Source organism: Aeromonas sp. 61P (genome assembly GCF_051919545.1).
GTDB lineage: Bacteria > Pseudomonadota > Gammaproteobacteria > Enterobacterales > Aeromonadaceae > Aeromonas > Aeromonas veronii.
The window spans coordinates 1672874-1695537 of record NZ_JBQBEL010000001.1; the positions used below are offsets into that span (position 1 = coordinate 1672874).

Below are 22664 nucleotides of genomic sequence, written 5' to 3' on the forward strand. Positions count from 1 at the left end.
GTCTATGCGCTGTGGTCACGCCAGCTTGAAGGACTGGATCTGGCTGTCGAGCTCCTTGCTGTGCTGCTCGACCAGCTCGGAGGCCTCTTGCAGCTCGCGCAGCACCACGACGGAGCCTTCGGCGATCTGCTTGACCTGCTCCAGATTGCCGCGCATCTCTTCGGCGACCGAGCTCTGTTGCTCGGAGGCGGCGGCGATGTGGCGGTTCATGTCGGCGACACCCTGTACCCGCTGCACTATGGTGGCGAGCTGGGTACCGGCCTGGGTCACCTGTTCCACCCCCTTGTCGGCCTGCTGTACGCTTTGGGCCATCAGCTCGCCAGCCTGATGGGCATTGCCCTGCAGCTGTTCGATCATCTTCTGGATCTCGACGGTGGCGGCCTGAGCCCGGTTGGCCAGCTCGCGAACTTCGGAGGCCACCACGGCAAAGCCGCGACCAGCTTCACCGGCGCGAGCCGCTTCGATGGCCGCGTTAAGTGCCAGCAGGTTGGTCTGTTCCGAGATGCCGCGAATGGTGTCGACTACCGAGCCAATGCGCTCGACCCCCTGCTCCACCTCGTTGACCACGGTGGCGGAGCGCTGGATGTTGCCGGAGAGGGTGTCTATGGTGCTAACGGTGTCGGCGACGCAGCGGCTCCCCTCTTCCGCCAGCTGGCTGGTTTCGGCGGTGGCATGAGAGGCCTGATCCGCATGGGCGGCCACTTCGCGAATGGCGCCGACCATCTGGCTCATGGCGCTGGCCAGCTGTTCGATCTGGGTGAACTCTTCGTTGATCGCTTCGTTGGCCTCTTCCATGCAAAGGGTCACTTGGGAGGCGATGTCGTTGAGCTCCTTGCAGGCGGCACGCTGGTTGCCAAACACCTCTTTGAGGTTCTCCTGCGAGTGGGAGACCGCCTTGGCGATGTCACCGAATTCGTCACGAGACTTGAGCAGTACCTTGTGGCTGAGGTCCCGCTTGGCGAAGCGCTCCAGCAGGCCCACCAGATAGTGCACTTGCTTGACCATCAGGCGGGAGCCGGTGAGCAGCAGGATCACGAACAGCAGCCCCATGATGGCGGTCTCCATCAGGCCGGTCCAGAGCAGGCGATTGGAGATCGCATCCGCCTTGGCGGGATCGAGCCCTTCGCTGAGCAGGGTCGCTTCCAGATTGTTGGCGTCAAACCAGAGTTTTGTCAGTAGCAGGAGGGTACTGAACACCATCAGCAGCACCACTTTGGGTACCAACCGGATGTTGCTCATTCTTTTCTCCAGCAGGTTCAGCTGCATTGTCATTCTCCTTTTAAAAGCCGTTTTTTCCTTTGCCCTCAGGACTATCGGCATTATCTTCTCTTTTATTAATTTGCACTGTGCTTAAAGTTGGAAAATGTATGCGACATCACTTAACTCATCTGCGGGCGATGGATCTGCTGATGGCATTTCTGTCGATTATCTCGGTTGTGCTGGTGACGGCCCGCTGGTGGGGCCATGAGAGCCTGACACCACAGACCCTGCAGCTCTTCTATGACCTCGACAGTCTGATCTGCTACTTCTTCCTCGCGCACTTTGCTTATGGCTGGATCCGGGCCTCTGATCGCAAGGCCTATTTCAAGGCCAACTGGATCTATCTGCCGGGTAGCCTGCCGATGGCGGAGCAGCTGCGCTGGGCGCGGTTGATCCAGCTGTGGCGGGTCTATCAGCTGTTCAAGGAGCACCCGGATCTCTGGGCCATGTTCCGTCGCGAGCGCAACGAGACCACCCTCTCCGGTATCCTGTTTCTGTTCTTTCTGCTGCTGGGGGTGGGCTCCGGCGTCATGTACTGGATTGAGTCAGGCCAGCCCGGCAGCCAGATTGAGACACCCTATGACGCGTTCTGGTGGACGCTGGTGACCCTCTCGACAGTGGGTTACGGGGATCTGGTGCCCAAGACCGAGGAGGGGCGGTTTGTCGCCAGCCTGCTGATCCTGTTCGGAGTCGGTCTGTTCGGTGCCATCAGCGGTTTCATGGCCAGCCTGTTTTTGCAGCCCAACAAGGGGGATGGCGAGACCGACAAGTGGCGTCATCACTACAACAATCAGCAAGAGGAGCTGCTGCGGGAGATCCGCGCGCTGCGCAGCGAGGTGCAGGAGCTGAAAAACAAGTGAGACCGTAGACGGGCAAGTTGCGAGGTGACTCGCAACTCTGCGCTCTTTAATCCGGGGGAGGTGCTTTTTCTTTGCTTGTCCTTTAACCTGCTGGCGGCTTAACATTCAACCTCTTGTCCAAACCTGAAAAAGAGAACCGATCGACCATGCGCGCCCTTCTCGGGATTTTGATCTGCTTGTGTGCCCAACAGGCACTGGCCGATACCCGTTATGTTTCAGACAACATCTTTACCTATATCCACAATGGCCCGGGTACCCAGTACCGGATCCTTGGCAGCGTCAAGGCTGGTGAACCGCTGGAGGTAAAGGCGGTGAACAGCGAGGCCGGTTTCACCCAGGTGGTGGACGGTCGTGGCCGCGAGGGGTGGATCAAAAACAGCGAACTGCAGAGCCAGATCAGCCTGCGCGAGCGTCTGCCCCTGGTGGAAAAAGAGCGCGATGAGCTTAAAGATCGCCTGCAGAACCTCAACGGTGACAACGAGAAACGCTTCACCGAGAAGGATGGCCAGATCGCTGCCCAGAGCAAGGAGATCGCCGCCCTCAAGGCCCAGCTGGTCAGTCAGGGTGAGGAGATGAGCAATCTCAAAGAGCAGAATGATGCCCTGACCCAGAGCTACGACAACCAGGAGCACGACATGCAGATGGACTGGTTTATCCGTGGTGGTGCCATGGTGGGGGCCGGTATCCTGCTTGGCATCCTGCTGCCCATGCTGCCCCGTCGTCGCAGCCGTGGCGATCGCTGGATGAACTGACAGCATCTGGCTGAATGAATTGCTGAGAAGGGTCGCCGTGGCGGCCCTTCTTTTTTGGGCGCATTGGGGACATCCGTTATTGGGCGGAATGCGTGACTGCTTTGCGATAGAGAGGCGGTGGCAGATCGTATACAAAATGAAGTCAGATGACCCTCACGCTTGCTGGCGTATTAGCTTCAAAAGGGAATTCATGGGGGGAATGAGCGATCTTTGTTAAAGAGTGGCAACAAATTCATTTCATATAGGGTGCAACATTGTATACATTATCGGCGTTTCGGCGGCGCGTCCGCCTTTGTCGATATCAGCCCTAGGGCGTACAGGAAGACCCCATATGTTCAAAGCTACACAAGTGCTTGCCGCTGACTATATCCCCTCCGATCTGGCCGCCCTGCGCGAAGCCATCACCCAGAACTATGTGGTGGATGAAAATGCCTATCTGGCCGAACTGTCGGCCATGCTGCCGGGGGATGGCGCCTCGCTGGAGCAGGTGACCCAGCGTGCCCGTACTTTGGTGACCAAGGTGCGCAAGGAGAGCGGCTCCGGTGACGGTATCGACGCCTTCCTCAGGAGTACAGCCTGGATACTCAGGAGGGGATTATCCTGATGTGTCTGGCCGAGGCGCTGCTGCGCATTCCCGATGCCGAGACCGCTGACGCCCTGATCAAGGACAAGCTCTCCGGCGCCAACTGGTCATCTCATTTCCGCAAGAGCGACTCTACTCTGGTCAACGCCTCTACCTGGGGGCTGATGCTGACCGGCAAGATCATCAAGCTCGATAAAAAGCTCGACGGCAACCCGGCCAACCTGCTGGGGCGCATGGTCAACAAGCTGGGGGAGCCGGTGGTGCGCTCCGCCATGTACGCCGCCATGAAGATCATGGGCAAGCAGTTCGTGCTGGGGCGCGACATGAAAGAGGCGCTCAAGGCGAGCCGCAAATCCCGCGAGCTGGGTTACACCCACACCTACGACATGCTGGGTGAGTCGGCGCTGACCATGCAGGATGCCGATAAATATCTGACCGATTACCGCAACGCCATCGAGGCGGTGGGCAACGAGCGGATCAGCGACGGCGGCCCGGCCCCCTCGATCTCCATCAAGCTGTCGGCGCTCCATCCGCGCTATGACGTGGCCAACCGCGAGCGGGTGCTCGGCGAGATGTGCGAGCGGCTGGTGGGGTTGGTACGGCTGGCCCGCGACAAGGATGTTGCCATCAGCATCGACGCCGAGGAGATGGACCGCCTCGAGCTGTCGCTGGACTTGTTCGAGCAGCTCTATCGCTCCGACGCCAACCGTGGTTGGGGCAAACTCGGCATGGTGGTGCAGGCCTACTCCAAGCGCGCCCTGCCGGTACTCTGCTGGCTCACTGCACTGGCTCGCGAGCAGGGTGATCTCATTCCGGTTCGCTTGGTAAAAGGCGCCTACTGGGACAGCGAACTGAAATATGCCCAGCAGGCGGGCCTGCCCGGCTACCCGCTCTTTACCCGCAAGGCGGGCACCGATATCTCCTACCTCGCCTGCGCCCGCTACCTGCTGAGCGAGCCGACTCGCGGCTTTATCGCTCCCCAGTTCGCCACCCACAACGCCAATACCGTGGTCAGCATTCTGGAGATGGCCAGTGAGCGCCAGTTTGAATTCCAGCGTCTGCACGGCATGGGGGAGGAGTTGCACAACGCCGTGCTGAACGACAATCCCGGCCTGCACTGCCGCATCTATGCGCCGGTCGGCGCGCACAAGGATCTGCTGCCCTATCTGGTGCGCCGCCTGCTGGAGAACGGGGCCAACACCTCCTTCGTTCACAAGCTGGTGGACCCCAACACCCCGGTGGATTCACTGGCCGAGCATCCGCTGCGCACCCTCAAGCGCTACTCCGGTTTTGCCAACGACCGCATTCCGCAGCCGGTGAATCTCTTCACCGACCGCAAGAACTCCAGCGGCGTCAACATGAACATCCTCTCCATCCAGCGCCCCTTCTTCGCCCGCTTGAAAGAGCTGGAGAGCAAGCAGTGGCTGGCAGGCCCCATCGTCGATGGCGAGACCCTCAAGCGCAGCGAGGCACGCACCGTGCTGAGCCCGCAGGATGTGAGCCTCACCGTCGGCAAGATCCACTGGGCCGACGAGCAGGCGGTGGAGCAGGCCTTGGCATCGGCCCACGCTGCCTTCCCGCGCTGGCGCGAAACCCCGGTGAGCGAGCGGGCCGCCGCGCTGGAGAAGCTGGCAGATCTGCTGGAAGCGAACCGCGAGCAGTTTGTCTCCCTCTGTACCCGCGAGTCGGGCAAGTTGCTGCAAGATGGTATCGACGAGGTGCGTGAAGCGGTCGATTTCTGCCGCTACTACGCGGTGCAGGCCCGCAGCCTGATGGGGCAGGCGACCCTGCTGCCCGGTTACACCGGCGAGCAGAACGAGCTGTTCCTGCAGGGGCGCGGTGTCTTTGTCTGCATCAGCCCGTGGAACTTCCCGCTGGCGATTTTCCTCGGCCAAATCGCAGCTGCGCTGGCCACCGGCAACACCGTCATCGCCAAGCCTGCCGAGCAGACCGGCCTTATCGCCCATCTGGCGGTGACTGGCCCATCAGGCCGGTATTCCGGGCGACGTGCTGCAGCTGCTGCCCGGTGACGGCGCCACCGTGGGGGCCAAGTTGACTGCGGACTCGCGCATTGGCGGCGTCTGCTTCACCGGCTCCACCGAGACTGCCAAGCTGATCAACATGACCCTGGCCCAGCGCGATGGTGCCATCCTGCCGCTTATCGCTGAAACCGGTGGTCAGAACGCCATGATCGTCGACTCCACCGCCCTGCCGGAGCAGGTGGTGCGCGACGTGGTGAGCGCCGCCTTCCAGAGCGCCGGTCAGCGCTGTTCGGCCCTGCGGGTGCTCTACCTGCAGGAGGAGATCGCCGAGCGGGTGCTGGAGATCCTCACCGGTGCCATGCAGGAGCTGAAAGTGGGCAACCCGGCCGAGCACAACACCGATGTCGGCCCGGTGATCGATGCCGATGCCAAGGCCGGTCTTGATGCTCATCTCGCCTACATGATCCCGCGAGCTCGCCTGATTGCGCAGGCGCCGATGCCCGCCGCGACCATGGAGGGACACTTCGTCCAGCCGACCGCGCTGGAGATCGGCTCCATCCGCGAGCTGGCCAAGGAGCAGTTCGGCCCCATCCTGCACGTGGTGCGCTACGCGACCCGGGATCTGGACAAGGTGATCAGCGACATCAACGGCACCGGCTACGGCCTGACGCTCGGGATCCACAGCCGCAACGAATCCCACGCGGAGGAGCTGGCGAGCCGCATCAACGTCGGCAACGTCTACATCAACCGCAACCAGATCGGCGCCATGGTCGGGGTGCAGCCGTTCGGCGGCCAGGGACTCTCCGGCACCGGCCCCAAGGCGGGTGGCCCTCACTACCTGAGCCGTTTCGTTACCGAGAAGACCCGCACCATCAACACCACGGCGGTGGGCGGCAACGCCTCCTTGCTGGCGATGGGCGATGCCTGATCCGCGTCGATAGAGGCCGGATACTGGATGCCGGATAACAGCGGGCCGCCTTCGGGCGGCCTCTGTTGCACCATCCGTTTTTTACGAATGGGACAATCGGCCACGGCGGGGTCGTCAGCGACTCGTGCTGGTCGTAAGATGGGAGCCACTCGCGCGGCGTTTGCCCCTTGGCGGGCCCGCCGTAGCCAGGGTTTTGTTTTAACGAGAGTGTTTATCCGATGTCATTAACCGAACAAGCCCGCTGGTTCGTGCTGGGGGGCGATCATCTGGTACTGCTCGATCAGCAGGGAGAGGTGCCACAGGGAAGTAAAGCGTGCCTGCCCGCAGCGCTGGCTGACGCCCATTTCGAGCGTTTTGATGAGTGGCAGGGGCTGCCCTGCTATCTGCTCGATCTGGGGGCTGAGGCCGACACGAGCGCCATGAGCCCGCTGCGCCAGTTGATGGTAGCGGGGGATGAAGAGGGGTTTCGTCTCGCGGGCCGTGCCTGGCAGCTCGCCACCTTTCGGCGTACTCACCGTTTCTGCGGCGAGTGCGGCGCCCCCATGACCCCGAAGGCGGGGGAGTGGGCGCAGGTGTGCCACCACGGCCACACGGCCTATCCGCGCATTTCACCCTGCATTATCGTGGCGGTGCGCAAGGGGCCGGAGATCCTGCTGGCGGCCCATCGCCGTCACTATCAGGCGGACGATCCTATGTATACCGTGCTGGCCGGGTTTGTGGAGGCGGGGGAGAATCTCGAGCAGTGCGTGGCGCGGGAGGTGTTCGAGGAGAGCGGCATCCGGGTGCGCAATGTGCGCTATGTGGCGAGCCAGCCCTGGCCATTCCCCCACAGTCTGATGATGGGCTTTACCGCCGACTACGAGAGCGGCGAAATCCGGGTGCAGGATGACGAACTGGTGGCCGCCGCTTTCTTTGCCGCCGACCGGCTGCCGCGCTTGCCACCCCACGGCACCATTGCCCGGCGGCTTATCGAGTTGTCACTGGCTGGCGAGGGGTAACGGCGCTTATCTTTTCGCCAACCTTTTTGCACCTCTTTTTAAAAACGGGACGCTCTGGTTTGCGCCCCTTCACATCTTTGCAACCGCGAGCCTATTTGCCACGTTTTGGGCAGTCCGCTTGACTGGGCAAAGTGGTATTATGGCCGCCATTTTATGCGTGATATGAATTCAGGAACTGGGATGAAAGAGCTGAAGAACGATCGATACCTGCGCGCTTTGCTGCGTCAGGATGTAGACATGACGCCGGTATGGATGATGCGCCAGGCAGGGCGCTATCTGCCGGAATACAAGGCGACTCGCGCCCAGGCGGGGGATTTCATGTCCCTGTGCCGCAATGCCGAACTGGCCTGTGAAGTCACCCTGCAGCCGCTGCGCCGCTACCCGCTCGATGCCGCCATCCTCTTCTCCGACATCCTGACCGTGCCCGATGCCATGGGGCTGGGTCTCTACTTCGAGCAGGGTGAAGGCCCGCGCTTCGAGCGTCCGATCACCTCCATGGCCGACGTGCAGGCGCTGCCCATTCCGGATCCGGAAGATGAGCTGGGCTACGTGATGAATGCGGTGCGCACCATCCGCCGCGAGCTGAAGGGCGAAGTGCCGCTCATCGGCTTCTCCGGCAGCCCATGGACCCTGGCCACCTACATGGTGGAGGGGGGCAGCTCCAAGGCGTTCACCAAGATCAAGCAGATGATGTACGCAGAGCCGCAAACCCTGCACCTGCTGCTCGACAAGCTGGCCGACAGCGTGATTGCCTACCTCAACGCCCAGATCAAGGCGGGTGCGCAGGCTGTCATGGTGTTCGACACCTGGGGCGGCGTGCTCACCCCGCGCGATTACCGCGACTTCTCCCTGCAGTACATGCACAAGATTGTCGATGGTCTGATCCGCGAGCACGACGGTCGCCGCGTGCCGGTCACCTTGTTCACCAAGAACGGCGGTCAGTGGCTGGAGCAGATTGCCGCCACCGGTTGCGATGCGCTGGGTCTGGACTGGACCACCGACATCGCCGACGCCAAGCGTCGGGTCGGCGACAAGGTGGCACTGCAGGGCAACATGGATCCCTCCATGCTCTACGCTACTCCGGCTCGCATCCGTGAAGAGGTCGCCTCCATTCTGGCCGGTTTCGGTCACGGCAATGGCCACGTATTCAATCTGGGTCACGGCATCCATCAGGATGTGAACCCGGAACACGCCGGCGTGTTCGTCAACGCGGTACACGAGCTCTCCGCCCAGTACCACGGTCGCTAAGGCCGGGGCGAGAGAAGAAGAGTGTGTTTGATATCCGGGGCCGTCAGGCCCCGTTTTACATTAAAAAATGGCGCTACGACGACGAGCGCGTGGCGTCCGTGCAGGAGGCAAGATGAGCAGCAAGTCACTGGATTGGGGTATCGATCTTGGCGGTACCAAGTGTGAATGCGTGGTGCTGGATGGCGACGAGGTGCTGCTGCGCCACCGCATCCCCACCGAGCGGGCTGGCGGTTATGAGCACATGATCGGCCAGATCGCCAAGCTGGTAGCTGAGTGCGCCGAGAAGATTGGCCAGCGCCCGACCGTCATCGGCATGGGCACGCCGGGGGCGCGGGATCCGCAAACCGGCCTGATGAAGAACTGCAACACCACCGAGCTCAACGGCAAGCCGTTCAAGGAGGAGCTGGAGCGCCGGCTCGGCGTGCCGGTGCTGATCGCCAACGATGCCAACTGCTTTGCGCTGGCAGAAACCCATCTTGGTGCGGTGCGCCAGCACCATCCCGATGCGAAAGTGGTGTTCGGCATCATCATGGGTACCGGGGTCGGCTCCGGCATCGTCATCAACGGCCGCATTCTCAACGGTCATCATGGCATCGCCGGCGAGTGGGGTCACAATGTGCTCTCTCCCGATGGCCCCGAGTGCTACTGCGGCAAGCACGGCTGCGTCGAGACCCTGATCAGCGGCCCGGCGCTGGAGGCCTGGTACGAGGCCAAGGCCAAGCGTCGCCTCTCGCTGGCTCAAATCGCGGCTGCCACCGCCCACGATCATGTGGCCAGGCTCACCATCGACCGGCTGCATCTGCTGTTTGGTCAGGCGCTGGCCAACGTGGTCAACATTCTCGACCCGGATGTTATTGTCATCGGCGGTGGGGTGGGCAACGTGCAGAGCCTCTACAGCGTGGGAAGACAGACTATTTTGCCCTTCCTCTTTAATCCCCGTTTCAGTGCCCCCATTATTGCTCCAGCCCTGGGTGACAGTGCCGGGGTGTTTGGGGCCGCACTGCTGGCCCGTGGTGAATTCAAGGATGCCCTGCTGTCGTGAGCCGGGCCCAGGCAGCCGGTCGGCTGCTCTTTTCTCTAGCCCATGCGCTAGCAAATCTGTGGTAAGGAACTGGCTGCCAGATGATCAAGATTGCCATCAACGGTTACGGACGGATCGGCCGCAATGTACTGCGAGCCCTTTACGAGAGCGGGCGCGACAAGACCATCAAGATCGTCGCCATCAACGAGCTGGCGGCTCCCGAAGCCATGGTGCACCTGACCCGCTTCGATACCAGCCACGGCCGTTTTCACTATCCGGTGCAGCTGGCGGGCAACAGCATGCTGGTGGGGGAGGATCTCATCTCCCTGTTTGCCGAGCGGGATCCGTCGAACTTGCCGTGGCGGGTGCTGGGGGTGGATGTGGTGCTCGACTGCACCGGGGTATTTGGCTCGCGGGCCGATGCCGAGCTGCATCTGGCAGCGGGGGCGGGCAAGGTATTGTTCTCCCATCCGGCCGAAGCGGATGTGGACGCTACCATCGTCTACGGGGTCAATCATCAGGTGCTGACGGGGCGCGAGCGGATCGTCTCCAACGCCTCCTGTACCACCAACTGTGTGGTGCCGGTGATTGAAACATTGCATCGAGAATTCGAGATAAATTGTGGTACTATTACGACAATTCATTCGGCCATGCATGATCAGCAAGTCATCGATGCCTACCACAGTGACTTGCGCCGAACCCGCGCTGCCAGTCAGTCCATCATTCCGGTGGACACCAAGCTGGCAAAGGGGCTGGAGCGTATCCTGCCCCACTTCGCCGGCAAGTTTGAGGCGATCGCGGTGCGGGTGCCGACCATCAATGTAACAGCGATGGATCTCAGTATTACTGTTCGTAAAAAAGTGACAGTTACTGACGTAAATCAAGCCCTGCAACGGGCATCCAGAGGTACATTACACGGTATTCTGGATTACACGGAAGAACCGCTGGTCTCCGTAGACTTCAATCATGATGCACACTCCTGCATCATTGATGGTACCCAGACCCGGGTGAGCGATGCCAACCTCGTCAAGATGTTGATGTGGTGCGATAACGAATGGGGCTTCGCAAACCGGATGCTGGATACCACCCGGGCCATGATGGCCGCAGGCTGAGCCTGCCCCGGGCGAAAGGTTACTGTTTTTAACATTACCTGGAAAATATAGAGGACTGAATATGTCTGTTATCAAGATGACTGACCTGGATCTGGCGGGTAAACGCGTTCTGATCCGTGCTGACCTGAACGTACCGGTAAAAGACGGCAAGGTCACCTCCGATGCACGTATCGTTGCGACTCTGCCGACCATCAAGCTGGCTCTGGAAAAGGGCGCCAAGCTGATGATCACCTCCCACCTGGGTCGTCCGACCGAGGGTGAATACAACGAAGAATTCTCCCTGGCTCCGGTTGTCAACTATCTGAAAGACGCTCTGTCCTGCCCGGTTCGCCTGGCCAAGGATTACCTGGATGGCGTAGAAGTCGCTGCCGGTGAGCTGGTTGTACTGGAAAACTGCCGCTTCAACAAAGGCGAGAAGAAGAACACCGAAGAGCTGGCCAAAAAATACGCCGCCCTGTGTGACGTCTTTGTAATGGATGCGTTCGGTACTGCTCACCGCGCCGAAGGTTCCACCTACGGTGTGGCCCAGTTCGCTCCGGTCGCTTGTGCTGGTCCGCTGCTGGCGGGTGAACTGGAAGCGCTGGGCAAAGCCATGCTGAAGCCCGAGCGCCCGATGGTTGCCATCGTTGGCGGCTCCAAGGTCTCCACCAAGCTGACCGTTCTGGAATCCCTCTCCAAAATCGCTGACCAGCTGGTTGTCGGTGGTGGCATCGCCAACACCTTCATCGCTGCTGCCGGTCACAACGTCGGCAAGTCCCTGTGCGAGCACGATCTGATCGACACCGCCAAGAAACTGGCTGCCGAGACCAACATTCCTGTGACCACCGACGTGGTTGTAGGTGCCGAGTTCTCCGAGTCCACTCCGGCGACCATCAAGTCCGTCTCTGACGTGACCGACGGCGACATGATCTTCGACATCGGCCCGGATTCTGCCAAGGCCCTGGCTGACATCATCATGAACGCCAAGACCATCCTGTGGAACGGCCCGGTTGGTGTATTCGAGTTTGACCAGTTTGCTGAAGGCACCAAGGTTATCGCTGAAGCCATCGCTGCTTCTCCGGCCTTCTCCATCGCTGGCGGTGGTGACACCCTGGCTGCTATCGACAAGTTCGGCATCGCTGACAAAGTCTCCTACATCTCCACTGGCGGCGGCGCCTTCCTGGAGTTCGTAGAAGGCAAGGTACTGCCGGCTGTTGCGATTCTGGAACAGCGCGCTAAAGCCTAATTGACCCGGAACGGGGGGCAAAAGCCTCCCGTTTCGTTTATCATGTGCCCGCTGTGCCGGTTCATGATGAACCCCCCATTTTTTATTAACGGCATACGAGACAGGACGATTAAACATGTCTAAGAAAATTTTCGACTTCGTAAAACCCGGCGTGATCACTGGTGATGACGTTCAGAAAGTGTTCGCCATCGCTAAAGAAAACGGCTTCGCTCTGCCGGCCGTAAACTGCGTTGGTACCGACTCCGTTAACGCCGTACTGGAAGCTGCCGCCAAGGTTAAAGCGCCGGTTATCGTTCAGTTCTCCAACGGTGGTGCCGTGTTCACCGCCGGTAAGGGTCTGAAGCTGGAAGGTCAGAAAGCTGCCATCCTGGGTGCCATCTCCGGTGCCAAGCACGTTCACGCTGTTGCCGAAGCTTACGGCGTGCCGGTAATCCTGCACACCGACCACGCTGCCAAGAAGCTGCTGCCGTGGATCGACGGTCTGCTGGAAGCGGGCGAGAAGCACTTTGCTGAAACCGGCAAGCCGCTGTTCTCCTCCCACATGCTGGATCTGTCCGAAGAGTCTCTGGAAGAGAACATCGACATCTGCTGCGAGTACCTGACCCGCATGGCCAAGATGAACATGACTCTGGAGCTGGAACTGGGTTGCACCGGTGGCGAAGAAGACGGCGTCGACAACAGCCACATGGATCAGTCCGCTCTGTACACCCAGCCGGAAGATGTTGCTTACGCTTACGAGCGTCTGTCCAAGATCAGCCCGCGTTTCACCATCGCTGCCTCCTTCGGCAACGTACACGGTGTATACAAGCCGGGTAACGTCAAGCTGACCCCGTCCATCCTGGACGCTTCCCAGAAGTACGTTTCCGAGAAGTTTGGCGTTCCAGCCAAGTCTCTGGACTTCGTATTCCACGGTGGTTCAGGTTCCACTCTGGAAGAGATCCGCGAGTCCATCTCCTACGGCGTAGTGAAGATGAACATCGACACCGACACCCAGTGGGCAACCTGGGAAGGTCTGCTGAACTTCTACAAGAAGAACGAAGCTTACCTGCAAGGCCAGCTGGGCAACCCGGAAGGCGCCGACAAGCCGAACAAGAAGTACTACGATCCGCGCGTATGGCTGCGTGAAGGTCAGACTTCCATGATCGCTCGTCTGGAGAAAGCATTCTCCGACCTGAACGCCATCGACGTACTGTAATTCGTTACAGCACCTTGATTGCATGAAAAGGCGCCCTTCGGGGCGCCTTTTGCATTTCTGTGATCCGCACCGGTTGGTGAGTGGAGGAGGAACTGGGTATTATCGAAACAACTTTGCTTATTTTATTAAACAATTTGTAACCAAGGCAGGATGCTGAGTATGCAGGCAGGAAAGCACAACGGATATCAGGAGCACGTCGCCTCCTACTACGCGGCCACCCGCAACGACTCGCAACAGTGGCCCGAGCTGGAGGGGGAGCACAAGGCTGACGTCTGCATCATCGGCGGCGGTTTTACCGGTCTCAATACCGCTATCAATCTGGCTGATGCCGGTTACAAGGTCGCCTTGCTGGAGGCCAACCGCATCGGCTGGGGCGCCTCCGGGCGCAACGGCGGTCAGCTTATTCGCGGTATCGGCCACGATACCAGCCTGTTTGCCCGCTGGATTGGTGAGGAGGGGGTTCGCGAGCTCGACCTGATGGGGCTGGAGGCGGTGCAGCTGGTGCGCGAGCGGGTTGAGCGCTTCAACATCGAGTGCGATCTCAACTGGGGCTACTGCGACCTCGCCACCCGTCAGCGTCATCTGGCTGGCTTCGAGGAGGATCTCGACCATCTGGCGAGCCTCGGCTATGAGCACGAACTCAAGCTGGTACCGCGGGAAGATATCCATAGCGTGGTGGGATCGGATCGCTATATCGGCGGCCTTATCGACATGGGCTCCGGCCACCTGCATCCTCTCAATCTTGCGCTCGGCGAGGCGCGCGCCGCCGCCAGCCTCGGGGTCTCCCTGTTTGAACACTCCAGAGTGACCCATATCGATTACGGCAAGCAGGTCGAGGTGACCACGGCTCATGGCCGTGTCACTGCTGATTATCTGGTGATCGGCTGCAACGCCTATCTCAACGACCTCAATCCGGAGCTGGGGGGGCGGGTGCTGCCCGCGGGCTCCTACATCCTCGCCACCGAAGTGCTGGATCGCCGCTTGCGCCAGCGCTTGCTGCCGCAAAACATGGCCGTGTGCGATCAGAATGTGGCGCTCGACTATTACCGCCTCTCCGCCGACGGCCGCCTGCTGTTTGGCGGTGCCTGTAACTACTCCGGCCGGGATCCCCGCGATATCAAGGCCTTTATGTTGCCCAAGCTGCTGCGAGTCTTCCCCGAGCTGGCTGGCACAGCCATCGAGTTTCAGTGGGGCGGCATGATCGGGATCGGCGCCAACCGGCTGCCGCAGATTGGCCGCTTGAAGGAACACCCCAACGTGCTCTACGCCCAGGCCTATTCGGGTCACGGCCTCAATGCCACCCACATGGCAGGCAAGCTGGTGGCCGAGGCGATCCGCGGCGAGAGCCGGGGTTTCGATCTCTTTGCCAGTGTGCCCCATATCACCTTCCCCGGCGGCCCGGCGCTGCGCTCCCCGCTGTTGGCACTGGGTATGCTGTGGCACCGGATGAAGGATATCTTCTGACCCCCATTGTTAGCCTGCGCAGTGCTGGCTGAACGTGGCCCCTTTTTGCCAACCCCTTGTTTATAGCGGGTTGGCACTATCGTTCCGCCTGATAGACCAAAAGATGCATTCGCGCCAATCTCGTCCGGTTGGCGCTATCTTTTAGGTGTGAGAGCGGTTATCTGCCAAGGGGCAAGGGGTTGTCAGATTGCCGGAATATTTGCCGAGAAAGGGCCGAAGACGGGGGGAGGAGGACCAAGATGGAGATAAATGTGGTCGCGTCAGGTGGGCTCAGCCCGCTGTCGCAACGGCAGGGTTCTCCCGCTGTGCAGGCACAGGAGCGGGCTGCAACTTCACCATCAACGGGCAGCGACAGCCGGATGGTACGCGATCTTGGCGCTGTGCTGGATGAGCTCGGGTTGTCGCCGAAAGGGGAGGATCGCAGCGGGAGCAGCATCTTAATCAGAGATTCGCTGGAAGCATTCATCAACACCATGATGGGCTCCCTGCAACAGCAGCAGGAGCAACAGCTGGCATTGCAGCAACAACAGCGGCAAGAGCAGGAACAGCGCAAACTCGCCATCGCCGACAGCAGCGAGAACCCGCTCAAGCGGGATCTGGAGCGCCTGCTGGAGACGCTGGAGCAACAGGGCGGACAGGAAAAAGAGAGCGAGCAAGGAGCCGAGATCGAAGCGGTCAATCCCTTGCAGAGCCAGCTGACCAAGCTGCTGGAGAGCAGTGGTGCGGCAGAGAGCGGGGTCACCCTCAAGGAGGTGCTGTCAGGGTTGGCCAGCAAGCTGCCGAGCGAACCTGCAGAGCGAAAAGGGTATCGGGTCGATACCCAGGTTTGAGCTGGTTAGCAATGGCAGATCTGCCGTTGCAGACAGAAGGGGTTAGAAGCCCTTTATTGGGCCGGTTCCGCCAGCCGCCAGCCCTGTTCGTCCTTCATCATCCACACCACGGCCTCTTGTGGCAGCACCTGGCCCGCCTCGAACTCGCCATATTTGCGCTCGAGCTCCATCAGCCCCATCTCCTGCTGGAAGGGGCCAACCCGGTCGTAGACCAGGTCCTCGTCGTGCAACACCTGCAACTGATCGAGCCCCTGCTTGAAGTGGAGCTGGTAACTCACCTTGACCAGATAGACCCCCTCCATCCGCTCCTCCTTGCCGAGGATGGTGAAGTCGCTGATATCGAACAGGTTGGCGTCTGTCTCGGCCAGCAGCTTGGCGGTGACCTGCTGGCGGATATCCTCTTCACCGGGCCCTGCACTGCAGCCATAAAGCCAGAGGGCTAGCAGGGGGATGAACCACTTTTTCATCAAAACTCCGGACAAGTGCAAAACGAGAGGGGCGATTGTGCCACGCGAATGCGCGGCGGCAAACCTCGGCTCACGGTTCCAGTGAACGTTCCAGCACGATGGCCTCGGCTCGATAACCTGCCAGCTCGCGGCGATAGCACTCGGTGAACCCTCTGCGCAGCCAGAAGGATAGAGCACTCTCATTGCTGGCAATTACTGACAGGCGAAGCCGGGTAGCCCCCCATGAGCTTGCCAGCGTGCAGGCATGAAGATAGAGCGACTGACCACGGCCACTCCCTTGCCAGGGTTCCCCCACCAGTAACAGACCCAGATAGGCGGTGTCTGGATTGGGGTAGCCGCGCAGCAGATCAATGACAGCGGTGAGTTCTCCCTGCTCCCAGCGGCCGATGAGATGTTTGTCGAAGAGAGGCAGGCCGGATGGGCAGGCGACAAGTTCCTCTTCTCCTGCCTGTGCAGAGAGAGGGTCATTGCTCACCGCCGCCTGATAGGAGGGGGCCTGCTCGAACAGCCGCAGCAAGGCAGGTGCATCGCTTGTCTGCAGCCGACGCAACTCAGTGTGCATCACTTACCATCTCGAGATGTTTGGCAAAGGGGATAGGCCCCATAAAACCGGTGACCCGCTGGCCGGTCAGCTCCTTGCCCTCGCGGTCGAAGAAGATGAGGGTCGGCAGCCCCAGCACATTGAGGGTGTTGAGCAGCTCGATATCGGCATCGTCGTTGGCAGTGACGTCTGCCTGCAGCAGCACCATCTGGCCGAAGCGCTCCCGCACCGCCGGGTCGCTGAAGGTCTTGTGCTCGAACTCCTTGCAGGCGACGCACCAGTCGGCGTAGAGGTCGAGCAGCACCGGCTTGCCGCGGGCGGCGGCCAGCTGCACCTTGAGATCATCCAGCGTCTTGATGCGGATAAACTGAGGGGCGCTCTGGCTAGCGCCCGCCGTGACGGCAGCAGGGGTGGCCGGTTGCAGCAGATCCTTGCCCACCACCACGGCACTGATCATCACCAGCAACAGCACGAAGCCGCGCACGCTCTTGGCTACCGAGTGGGGCTGATGTTGGTTGTGGTGATAGAGATAGCCGCATAGCAGCAGCCCCCAGCCAAGCCAGGCGAGGGTAGTAACTTGATCGCACCAGAGCCGTGACAGCAGCAGGATCGGCACTGCCAGCAGGGCGAAGCCAAACAGCTGCTTGATCACATCCATCCAGGCGCCCGCTTTGGGCAGCAGCTTGCCACCCGAGGTGCCGAGCAGCAGCAGCGGCAGCCCCATCCCCAGTGACAGTGCATAGAGCGCCGCGCCGCCGAGCCAGAGATCGCCGCTCTGGGCCACGTAGATCAGCGCCCCCGAGAGCGGCGCCGTGGTGCAGGGGGAGCAGACCAGCCCGGAGATCATCCCCATGATGGCGACCCCGACTACCGAGCCGCCCTGCTGGCGGTTGGAGAGGCCGGAGAGTCGGGTTTGCAAACTACTCGGCAGTTGCAGGGTGTAGAGTCCGAACATGGAGAGGGCCAGCAGCACGAACATCACCGAGAGGCCGATCAGCACATAAGGGTGTTGCAGCGCCGCCTGGAATTTCAGGCCCGCCGAGGCCACTACCAGCCCCAGCAGGGTGTAGGTGACCGCCATCCCCTGCACATAGACCAGAGAGAGCAGGAAGGCGCGACCGGTAGAGAGGCGATGGCCGGCACCGGCGATGATGCCGGTCAGGATCGGGTACATGGGGAAGACGCAGGGGGTGAAGGCGAGCCCCAGCCCCAGCGCGAAGAAGGCGACGATGCTGAGCCAGAACCCCTGATGGCCGAGGGCGGCGGCGAGCTGATCCTGCTGGCTAACCGGTGCGACGCTTTGTGCCGTGTCAGCAGTGGACGCTGTGGTTGCCGTGACCAGCGGGGCCACATCGATCAGTTTGTCGGTCGGCGGGTAGCAGAGGCCGTCGGTGCAGCCCTGATAGCGCACCCGCAGGGTGGCGCCGTCGCCCACTTCTTTGAGCGGCACCGCGATGCTCACCTGCTGGTAGTAGACCCGGGTCTTGCCGAAGAAGTCATCCTCATGCTCGCTTCCCTCCGGCAGCGCCGGGTCGCTGAAGGTGAGGTTGGTTCCCTTGAAGCGCAGGCTGTGGCGATAGAGGTAGTAGTCGTCAGCAATGTTGAGGGTCAGCAGCAGCTGATCACCCCGCTGTTCGCTCTCGATCTGAAAGGCCTCATCGACCTGCAAAAATTTGGGTTTGGCATTGGCCTCAATGCCCAGCGAGCTGAGCAGATCGGCGCCGCTGGCGTGGGCTGGGGAGCTGCCCACCGCTGTCGTCAACAGGGCACAGAGCAGCAGCAGGGGAGAGAGCAAGCGGATGAACGTCATGAGGTCTCCCCATTGAGCCAGTCGAGATAGGCAGGTAGTCCGGCACTCACCGGCAGGGCCAGCAGCTCGGGCACCTCATAGGGGTGATTGGCTTGAATACATGTCTGCAACTCGGCAAAGCGCGATTGGCGGGATTTGATGATGAGCTGGATCTCGGTGGCGCGTTCCACCTTGCCTTGCCAACGATAGACGGAGGTAATGCCCGGCAGTTGATTGATGCAGGCGGCCAGCCGCTGGTTCAGCAGCTGTTCGCAGAGAAGGTCGGCACTGGTTTGATCTGGGCAGGTGCAGAGCACCACAATGGCGTCGGTCATAAAGCGGATCTTCACCTCGTTGGGGTAAACCGGGCAGGCGCCCTTGCCGTCTCATCCCTGTCTGCGGATGAAGGTGAAAAAAGCGCCTGAAAATCAGCGGCTACTATACCCCAGAGCCGCTTCAAATAGCATCTGTAGCCATTTGTGAGCCAGCGCCAAAAATTTGTGGGGGGCATGAGATAGACGCTGTCATGGGGACAGGGCAGAATGAGCGGGCTTGTTCCCAATTGACGTAAGGAAATGTATGACCCAACAGAATGAGCAGCAGAGAAACCGCATGTTGAGCCTGCTGCGCGAAGGTGAGCGCCGCATGTTGGTTCAATTGGCCGGGCTGCTGCGCACGACCGCCGATGAAATCAATGCCGAGCTGGAGAAAGAGGAGCTGATGGCCACCCTGGAGCAGCCCATCACGGTGGAGTATCTCAACGGCGTGGTGCAGCACCATCTGTTCGAGCGCAAACACAAGGGTGATATGGCGGTTGCCCAGCAGATCCTGAGCGATTATCAGAGCGAACTGGAAGCGCTGCAGGCCGCCCAGGCGCAGCCTGAAGAGGCTGTCGCAACTGACGAGAGCGGCGAAGAGCTCAAAGCCCAGGCTTGAGCGACGGGCAGGTTTGAATCCTTACCTCTGAATCAGCCGGCCTGCCAGCGCTGATCCCTGTTGCGGCCCCATCATGTCTGCCATGATGGGGCCGTGTCGTTTCTTCAGTTGCCTCCCCTTGTTGACCTTCACTTCTCGGTTTCAATCCAACGGATTCGTGCCTTAGCGCGCCTCTTGTGGCATGCCGTGCGGCACTTCGCGGGGGATGGGGAACACCTTGTCATAGCCCCAGTTGTAGACGAAGGCATAGATCAGGTAGAAGACGACGAAGCCCAGATCCAGCACCAGCGCCTCCAGCATGCTGACGCTCAGCCACCAGGACATGACCGGTAGCGCGACGATCAGCAGACCGCCCTCAAAGCCGAAGGTATGCAGCACCCGTTGCCACAGGGTCTTGTGGGTATGGCCCTGATATTTGAGCAGCAGCTTGTCGACCCCGATGTTGTAGATGTAGTTCCAGACGGTGGCCAGCACCGAGAAGAACAGTGCCAGCGGGCCCATATGGTTGAGCCCGACCCCGGTAACCCAGCTGGCCAGCGGGGCGGCAATCAGCAGGCCAATGAATTCAAAGCCAATGGCATGGCGCAGGCGATCGTTACGGGTACGCATAAGTCACTCTCTCAATCAGGTTCATTCACGAATTGCAGGTTAATCTATAGAACTTTAGCGATAGATTCATGTTGGTATCCATCGCTAAAATAGATGGATGAGAGAGCTTGCCGGAGGGCCATAAGATGACACCATCACTGGAACAACTGAGGATCTTGCTGGCGGCCGCCGAAACCGGCTCGTTTTCCGCTGCCGCCCGCAAGCTGGGCAAGGCGCAGTCGGTGGTGAGCAGCGCCATCGCCAATCTGGAGATCGATCTGGCGCTCACCCTGTTTGACCGCAGCGGCCGCTATCCGCAACTGACGGAGGCGGGGGCCCGCATGGTGCAGGAGGCGGGGATCCTGCTGGCGCAGAGTGAACGGTTGCAGTCCATTGCTGGGGAGCTGGCGGCCGGGGTGGAGACGCGCCTCACTCTGGCCATCGATGATGACTCCCACCTCCCCTGGCTCGGCACCCTGCTGGAGGAGTTCGCCACTCGTTACCCGACCGTGGAGCTGGAGCTGCTCTTCCCGCTGATGGAGGATGTGACCGAGATGCTGGTGACCGGCCGGGCCCAGCTCGGCATCAGTTATCAGAAGGTGCATCCCCAGCGGGAGATTGTCGCCCGTTCGCTGGGGGAGGTGACCATGCCGCTGGTGGTGTCACCGGATCATCCGCTGGCCCGCAAGCAGCCGCTGCGGGAGGTCGATCTGCAGGGAGCACGCCAGCTGATGGTGACCGGCCGACGGGAAGGGAGCGAGCGTCAGCGTTTTCGCATCTCGGCTCAGGTGTGGTGGGTCGAGGGGGATCTCGGGGTGCTGGAGCTGGTCAAGCGGGGCCTTGGCTGGTCCGCCATCCCGGAATTTCTGCTGCATCAGCCGCTGGCTCGCGGCGAAGTGGTGGTGCTGGAGCCGGACTTTATCGCCAGCCACGCGCTGGCGCTGGAGTTGCAGTGGCATCGCGCCCGCCCGCTGGGGCAGGCGGGGCGCTGGCTGAAGGAGGCACTGCTGGCGCGGGTGCCTCGCTAGCCGACCTTACTCGGTCAGGGCGTAAGGCAGGGGTTGCAGGGTGAGGCGGGAGCCTTCGTCCTGCTTGAGGCGGAATAGGGCGTCAGCCTCGGTATCTTTCGGCAGTACGGCGGTGAGCCACACCTGCCCGGCCTGTTGCCAGGCGTTGAGCACCATGCCGCTGCGGCGCCAGTTGTCACCCAGTTGCAGCTCCAGGGTATCGCCACTGGCGACCGGCTCGCCGGTAGTCCCCGCCAGCAGGAACAGGGCGCGGTTGTTGGCGCCGCGATACTTGGCGCGGGCCACCGTCTCCTGCCCCATGTAGCAGCCCTTGTTGAAGCTGATGCCATCCAGCGCCTGCAGGTTGAGCATCTGCGGGATGAACTCCCCCTGATGCACTGCCTCCATGTGTGGCAGGCCCGCCTTGATCTCGAGCCCCCACCAGAGTGACTCGTCCCCTTGCGGCAGGGCGTCGGCTTGCTGATTGCTCACCAGCAGCCAGCGATCCTGTTCAATCTTCACCGCCATGCCGCCGTCGATCAGACCGCTCTGCTCAAGGCCGAACTGGGCAGAGATCCAGCCATCGCTGCCCGTACCGGCGATCCCGGTGGCGTGACGCTCATCGGCGGCGATCTCGACCTTGGAGAAGACGGCAAATTTCTTCAGCTCCGGCAACTGACGCTCCAGTACAGAGGGGCTGGTCAGCAGCAGCAGACTGTCGTCGAGGCAGAGCAGGCGGAAATTGCTCCACAGCTTGCCCTTGGGATCACAGTGGCCACCCGGGGTCTGTTGCCCCGGTTGCAGGGCGTTGACATCACAGGTGACCTGACCTTGCAGATATTTGGCGCGATCCTGGCCGCTGATACGGGTGATGGCCAGCTTGGTCAGGGGGAAGCGGGTCGGCTCGGCAGGAAAAACAGGTGGTTGCAGGCTCACGATGGTATTCCAGAGAGAAAGTATGTGAGCTGCATGGTAAAGACGTAACTAATGTTTGTCAGCCGGAAAATCCAGCTGGTACCATCCCCCGGTCTTTGTAAGGAGAGTGCCATGTTGAGCCCAGTTGAAAAATCCCGCCTGAAGTGGGCCTGCCGTCGCGGTATGCTCGAGCTGGATGTGATCTTTATGCCCTTTTTCGAACACGAGTTCGACTCCCTGAGCGAAGCCGATCAGCAGACCTTTATCCGCCTGCTGGCGAGCGACGATCCGGATCTGTTCAAATGGTGCATGGGTCATGGTGTACCTGCCGATCCCGCATTTGCCTCCATGATCCCGATGATCCTGGAGCGCAATCAGGCGCGCCACGACCGCCAGGGGTAATACCGTGGAGCGGGTGCTCATGACGGTTCACCCCTCCCGCCATCAGCAATGTTTGCTGGTGGCCCTCTTTCTGTTGCTGCTCTGGCCGGTGGCTGGCCTGATTGCCGGTTGGCAGTGGGCGCTGTTGCTGCCCGTCTGGCTGGTGGCGCTCTGGCTGAGCTGGCGTGCGCTCGCCGAGCCCCCGTTCGAGCTTGTCTGGGATGGTCAGTGGTTGCAGTGGCAAGGTCGCCGCTATCAGCTTGACAAGAAAAGCCGCATTCTGCCCGGTGTGCTCAGGCTGGCGCTTTGTCCCGAACCGCAAGAGAGTGGAGCCGTGTCGCCACGGCAATTGTGGCTCTTCTCCGATGCCCTTTCCCCCGAACATTACCGCCTGCTGGCGCGAGCCATCCACTTTCTGCCGTCCCGGCGCTGATGCCTGCTTTCCGTGATGACCATGCGCTGATTTATCGTGATAAGCTGCTGCCATGTGGCTGATGACGGTACTCTTTTTGTGACTGAAAAGCGGTTGAAAACAAGTGACCCCGCCATGGCGGGGTCACTGATTGCTGCAACGCTTGGCAG

General features: G+C 60.9%; 21 protein-coding genes and 1 pseudogene. 15 read left to right on the forward strand and 7 right to left on the reverse strand.

Annotated features, from left to right (window positions below):
• Positions 1-15 precede the first annotated feature (15 nt).
• The gene (locus ACTG2O_RS08140; RefSeq protein WP_005362726.1) at positions 16-1266 is read right to left on the reverse strand and encodes a methyl-accepting chemotaxis protein; all 1251 of its coding nucleotides are present in this window, start codon (positions 1264-1266) and stop codon (positions 16-18) included.
• Positions 1267-1367: 101 nt separating this feature from the next.
• On the opposite strand from ACTG2O_RS08140, the gene ACTG2O_RS08145 reads away from it, so the two are divergent.
• From ACTG2O_RS08145 to ACTG2O_RS08195, 11 genes and pseudogenes are all read left to right on the forward strand, one after another.
• Positions 1368-2120: a potassium channel family protein gene (locus ACTG2O_RS08145; RefSeq protein ID WP_005354446.1), complete on the forward strand. Its 753-nt coding sequence runs from the start codon at positions 1368-1370 to the stop codon at positions 2118-2120.
• Between the two features lie 146 nt (positions 2121-2266).
• On the forward strand, positions 2267-2872 hold the full coding sequence (locus tag ACTG2O_RS08150) for a TIGR04211 family SH3 domain-containing protein (protein WP_236285694.1): 606 nt from the start codon (positions 2267-2269) through the stop codon (positions 2870-2872).
• A gap of 331 nt (positions 2873-3203) precedes the next feature.
• Positions 3204-6365 (forward strand): annotated as a pseudogene (gene putA / locus ACTG2O_RS08155) (bifunctional proline dehydrogenase/L-glutamate gamma-semialdehyde dehydrogenase PutA).
• Positions 6366-6583: 218 nt separating this feature from the next.
• Entirely contained in the window at positions 6584-7363 is a 780-nt protein-coding gene (gene nudC, locus ACTG2O_RS08160; protein WP_439975592.1) for an NAD(+) diphosphatase, read from the forward strand.
• 180 nt (positions 7364-7543) lie between these two features.
• Positions 7544-8611, forward strand: coding sequence for a uroporphyrinogen decarboxylase (hemE, locus tag ACTG2O_RS08165; protein WP_005335440.1), 1068 nt, complete (start codon positions 7544-7546; stop codon positions 8609-8611).
• Positions 8612-8723: 112 nt separating this feature from the next.
• Positions 8724-9653 carry an ROK family protein gene (locus ACTG2O_RS08170; protein WP_439975593.1) on the forward strand — a complete coding sequence of 310 codons (930 nt, stop codon included), beginning with the start codon at positions 8724-8726 and terminating at the stop codon, positions 9651-9653.
• An 80-nt stretch (positions 9654-9733) separates the two neighbouring features.
• The gene (epd, locus tag ACTG2O_RS08175; RefSeq protein ID WP_236285688.1) at positions 9734-10744 is read left to right on the forward strand and encodes an erythrose-4-phosphate dehydrogenase; all 1011 of its coding nucleotides are present in this window, start codon (positions 9734-9736) and stop codon (positions 10742-10744) included.
• Between the two features lie 61 nt (positions 10745-10805).
• Positions 10806-11969, forward strand: a complete 1164-nt coding sequence (locus ACTG2O_RS08180; RefSeq protein ID WP_005335436.1) for a phosphoglycerate kinase — start codon at positions 10806-10808, stop codon at positions 11967-11969.
• Between the two features lie 115 nt (positions 11970-12084).
• A complete protein-coding gene (fbaA, locus tag ACTG2O_RS08185; protein ID WP_005340963.1) occupies positions 12085-13164 on the forward strand; it encodes a class II fructose-bisphosphate aldolase in 1080 nt (359 codons plus the stop codon).
• 159 nt (positions 13165-13323) lie between these two features.
• Positions 13324-14628 (forward strand): NAD(P)/FAD-dependent oxidoreductase, encoded by a 1305-nt coding sequence (locus ACTG2O_RS08190; RefSeq protein WP_236285684.1) that lies wholly within the window; start codon positions 13324-13326, stop codon positions 14626-14628.
• Positions 14629-14867: 239 nt separating this feature from the next.
• Entirely contained in the window at positions 14868-15458 is a 591-nt protein-coding gene (locus tag ACTG2O_RS08195; protein WP_439975594.1) for a hypothetical protein, read from the forward strand.
• Between the two features lie 53 nt (positions 15459-15511).
• On the opposite strand, the gene ACTG2O_RS08200 is transcribed toward ACTG2O_RS08195, so the two are convergent.
• From ACTG2O_RS08200 to cutA, 4 genes are all read right to left on the reverse strand, one after another.
• Complete coding sequence (locus ACTG2O_RS08200; protein ID WP_439975595.1) at positions 15512-15925, reverse strand: hypothetical protein; 414 nt, start codon at positions 15923-15925, stop codon at positions 15512-15514.
• 70 nt (positions 15926-15995) lie between these two features.
• Positions 15996-16487 carry a GNAT family N-acetyltransferase gene (locus ACTG2O_RS08205; protein ID WP_439975596.1) on the reverse strand — a complete coding sequence of 164 codons (492 nt, stop codon included), beginning with the start codon at positions 16485-16487 and terminating at the stop codon, positions 15996-15998.
• Complete coding sequence (locus ACTG2O_RS08210) at positions 16477-18276, reverse strand: protein-disulfide reductase DsbD (RefSeq protein WP_439975597.1); 1800 nt, start codon at positions 18274-18276, stop codon at positions 16477-16479. The genes ACTG2O_RS08205 and ACTG2O_RS08210 overlap by 11 nt, the downstream gene beginning before the upstream one ends.
• On the reverse strand, positions 18273-18590 hold the full coding sequence (cutA, locus tag ACTG2O_RS08215) for a divalent-cation tolerance protein CutA (protein ID WP_267519701.1): 318 nt from the start codon (positions 18588-18590) through the stop codon (positions 18273-18275). Before cutA ends, ACTG2O_RS08210 begins: the two co-directional genes overlap by 4 nt.
• A 244-nt stretch (positions 18591-18834) precedes the next feature.
• Here cutA and ACTG2O_RS08220 point away from each other — a divergent pair, with 244 nt between their 5' ends.
• On the forward strand, positions 18835-19191 hold the full coding sequence (locus tag ACTG2O_RS08220) for a hypothetical protein (RefSeq protein ID WP_069529227.1): 357 nt from the start codon (positions 18835-18837) through the stop codon (positions 19189-19191).
• A 162-nt stretch (positions 19192-19353) separates the two neighbouring features.
• Here the strand turns inward: ACTG2O_RS08220 and ACTG2O_RS08225 are convergent, their stop codons facing one another.
• Positions 19354-19800 (reverse strand): PACE efflux transporter, encoded by a 447-nt coding sequence (locus ACTG2O_RS08225; protein WP_005335423.1) that lies wholly within the window; start codon positions 19798-19800, stop codon positions 19354-19356.
• Between the two features lie 125 nt (positions 19801-19925).
• Between ACTG2O_RS08225 and ACTG2O_RS08230 the strand changes: the two genes are divergently transcribed.
• A complete protein-coding gene (locus ACTG2O_RS08230) occupies positions 19926-20807 on the forward strand; it encodes a LysR family transcriptional regulator (RefSeq protein ID WP_058053237.1) in 882 nt (293 codons plus the stop codon).
• Positions 20808-20813: 6 nt separating this feature from the next.
• On the opposite strand, the gene ygfZ is transcribed toward ACTG2O_RS08230, so the two are convergent.
• On the reverse strand, positions 20814-21722 hold the full coding sequence (gene ygfZ / locus ACTG2O_RS08235) for a tRNA-modifying protein YgfZ (protein WP_438417632.1): 909 nt from the start codon (positions 21720-21722) through the stop codon (positions 20814-20816).
• A 111-nt stretch (positions 21723-21833) separates the two neighbouring features.
• On the opposite strand from ygfZ, the gene ACTG2O_RS08240 reads away from it, so the two are divergent.
• Together ACTG2O_RS08240 and ACTG2O_RS08245 are read left to right on the forward strand one after the other, a co-directional pair.
• Entirely contained in the window at positions 21834-22103 is a 270-nt protein-coding gene (locus ACTG2O_RS08240) for a succinate dehydrogenase assembly factor 2 (protein WP_439975598.1), read from the forward strand.
• 19 nt (positions 22104-22122) lie between these two features.
• The gene (locus ACTG2O_RS08245) at positions 22123-22515 is read left to right on the forward strand and encodes a protein YgfX (protein ID WP_439976651.1); all 393 of its coding nucleotides are present in this window, start codon (positions 22123-22125) and stop codon (positions 22513-22515) included.
• Positions 22516-22664 lie beyond the last annotated feature (149 nt).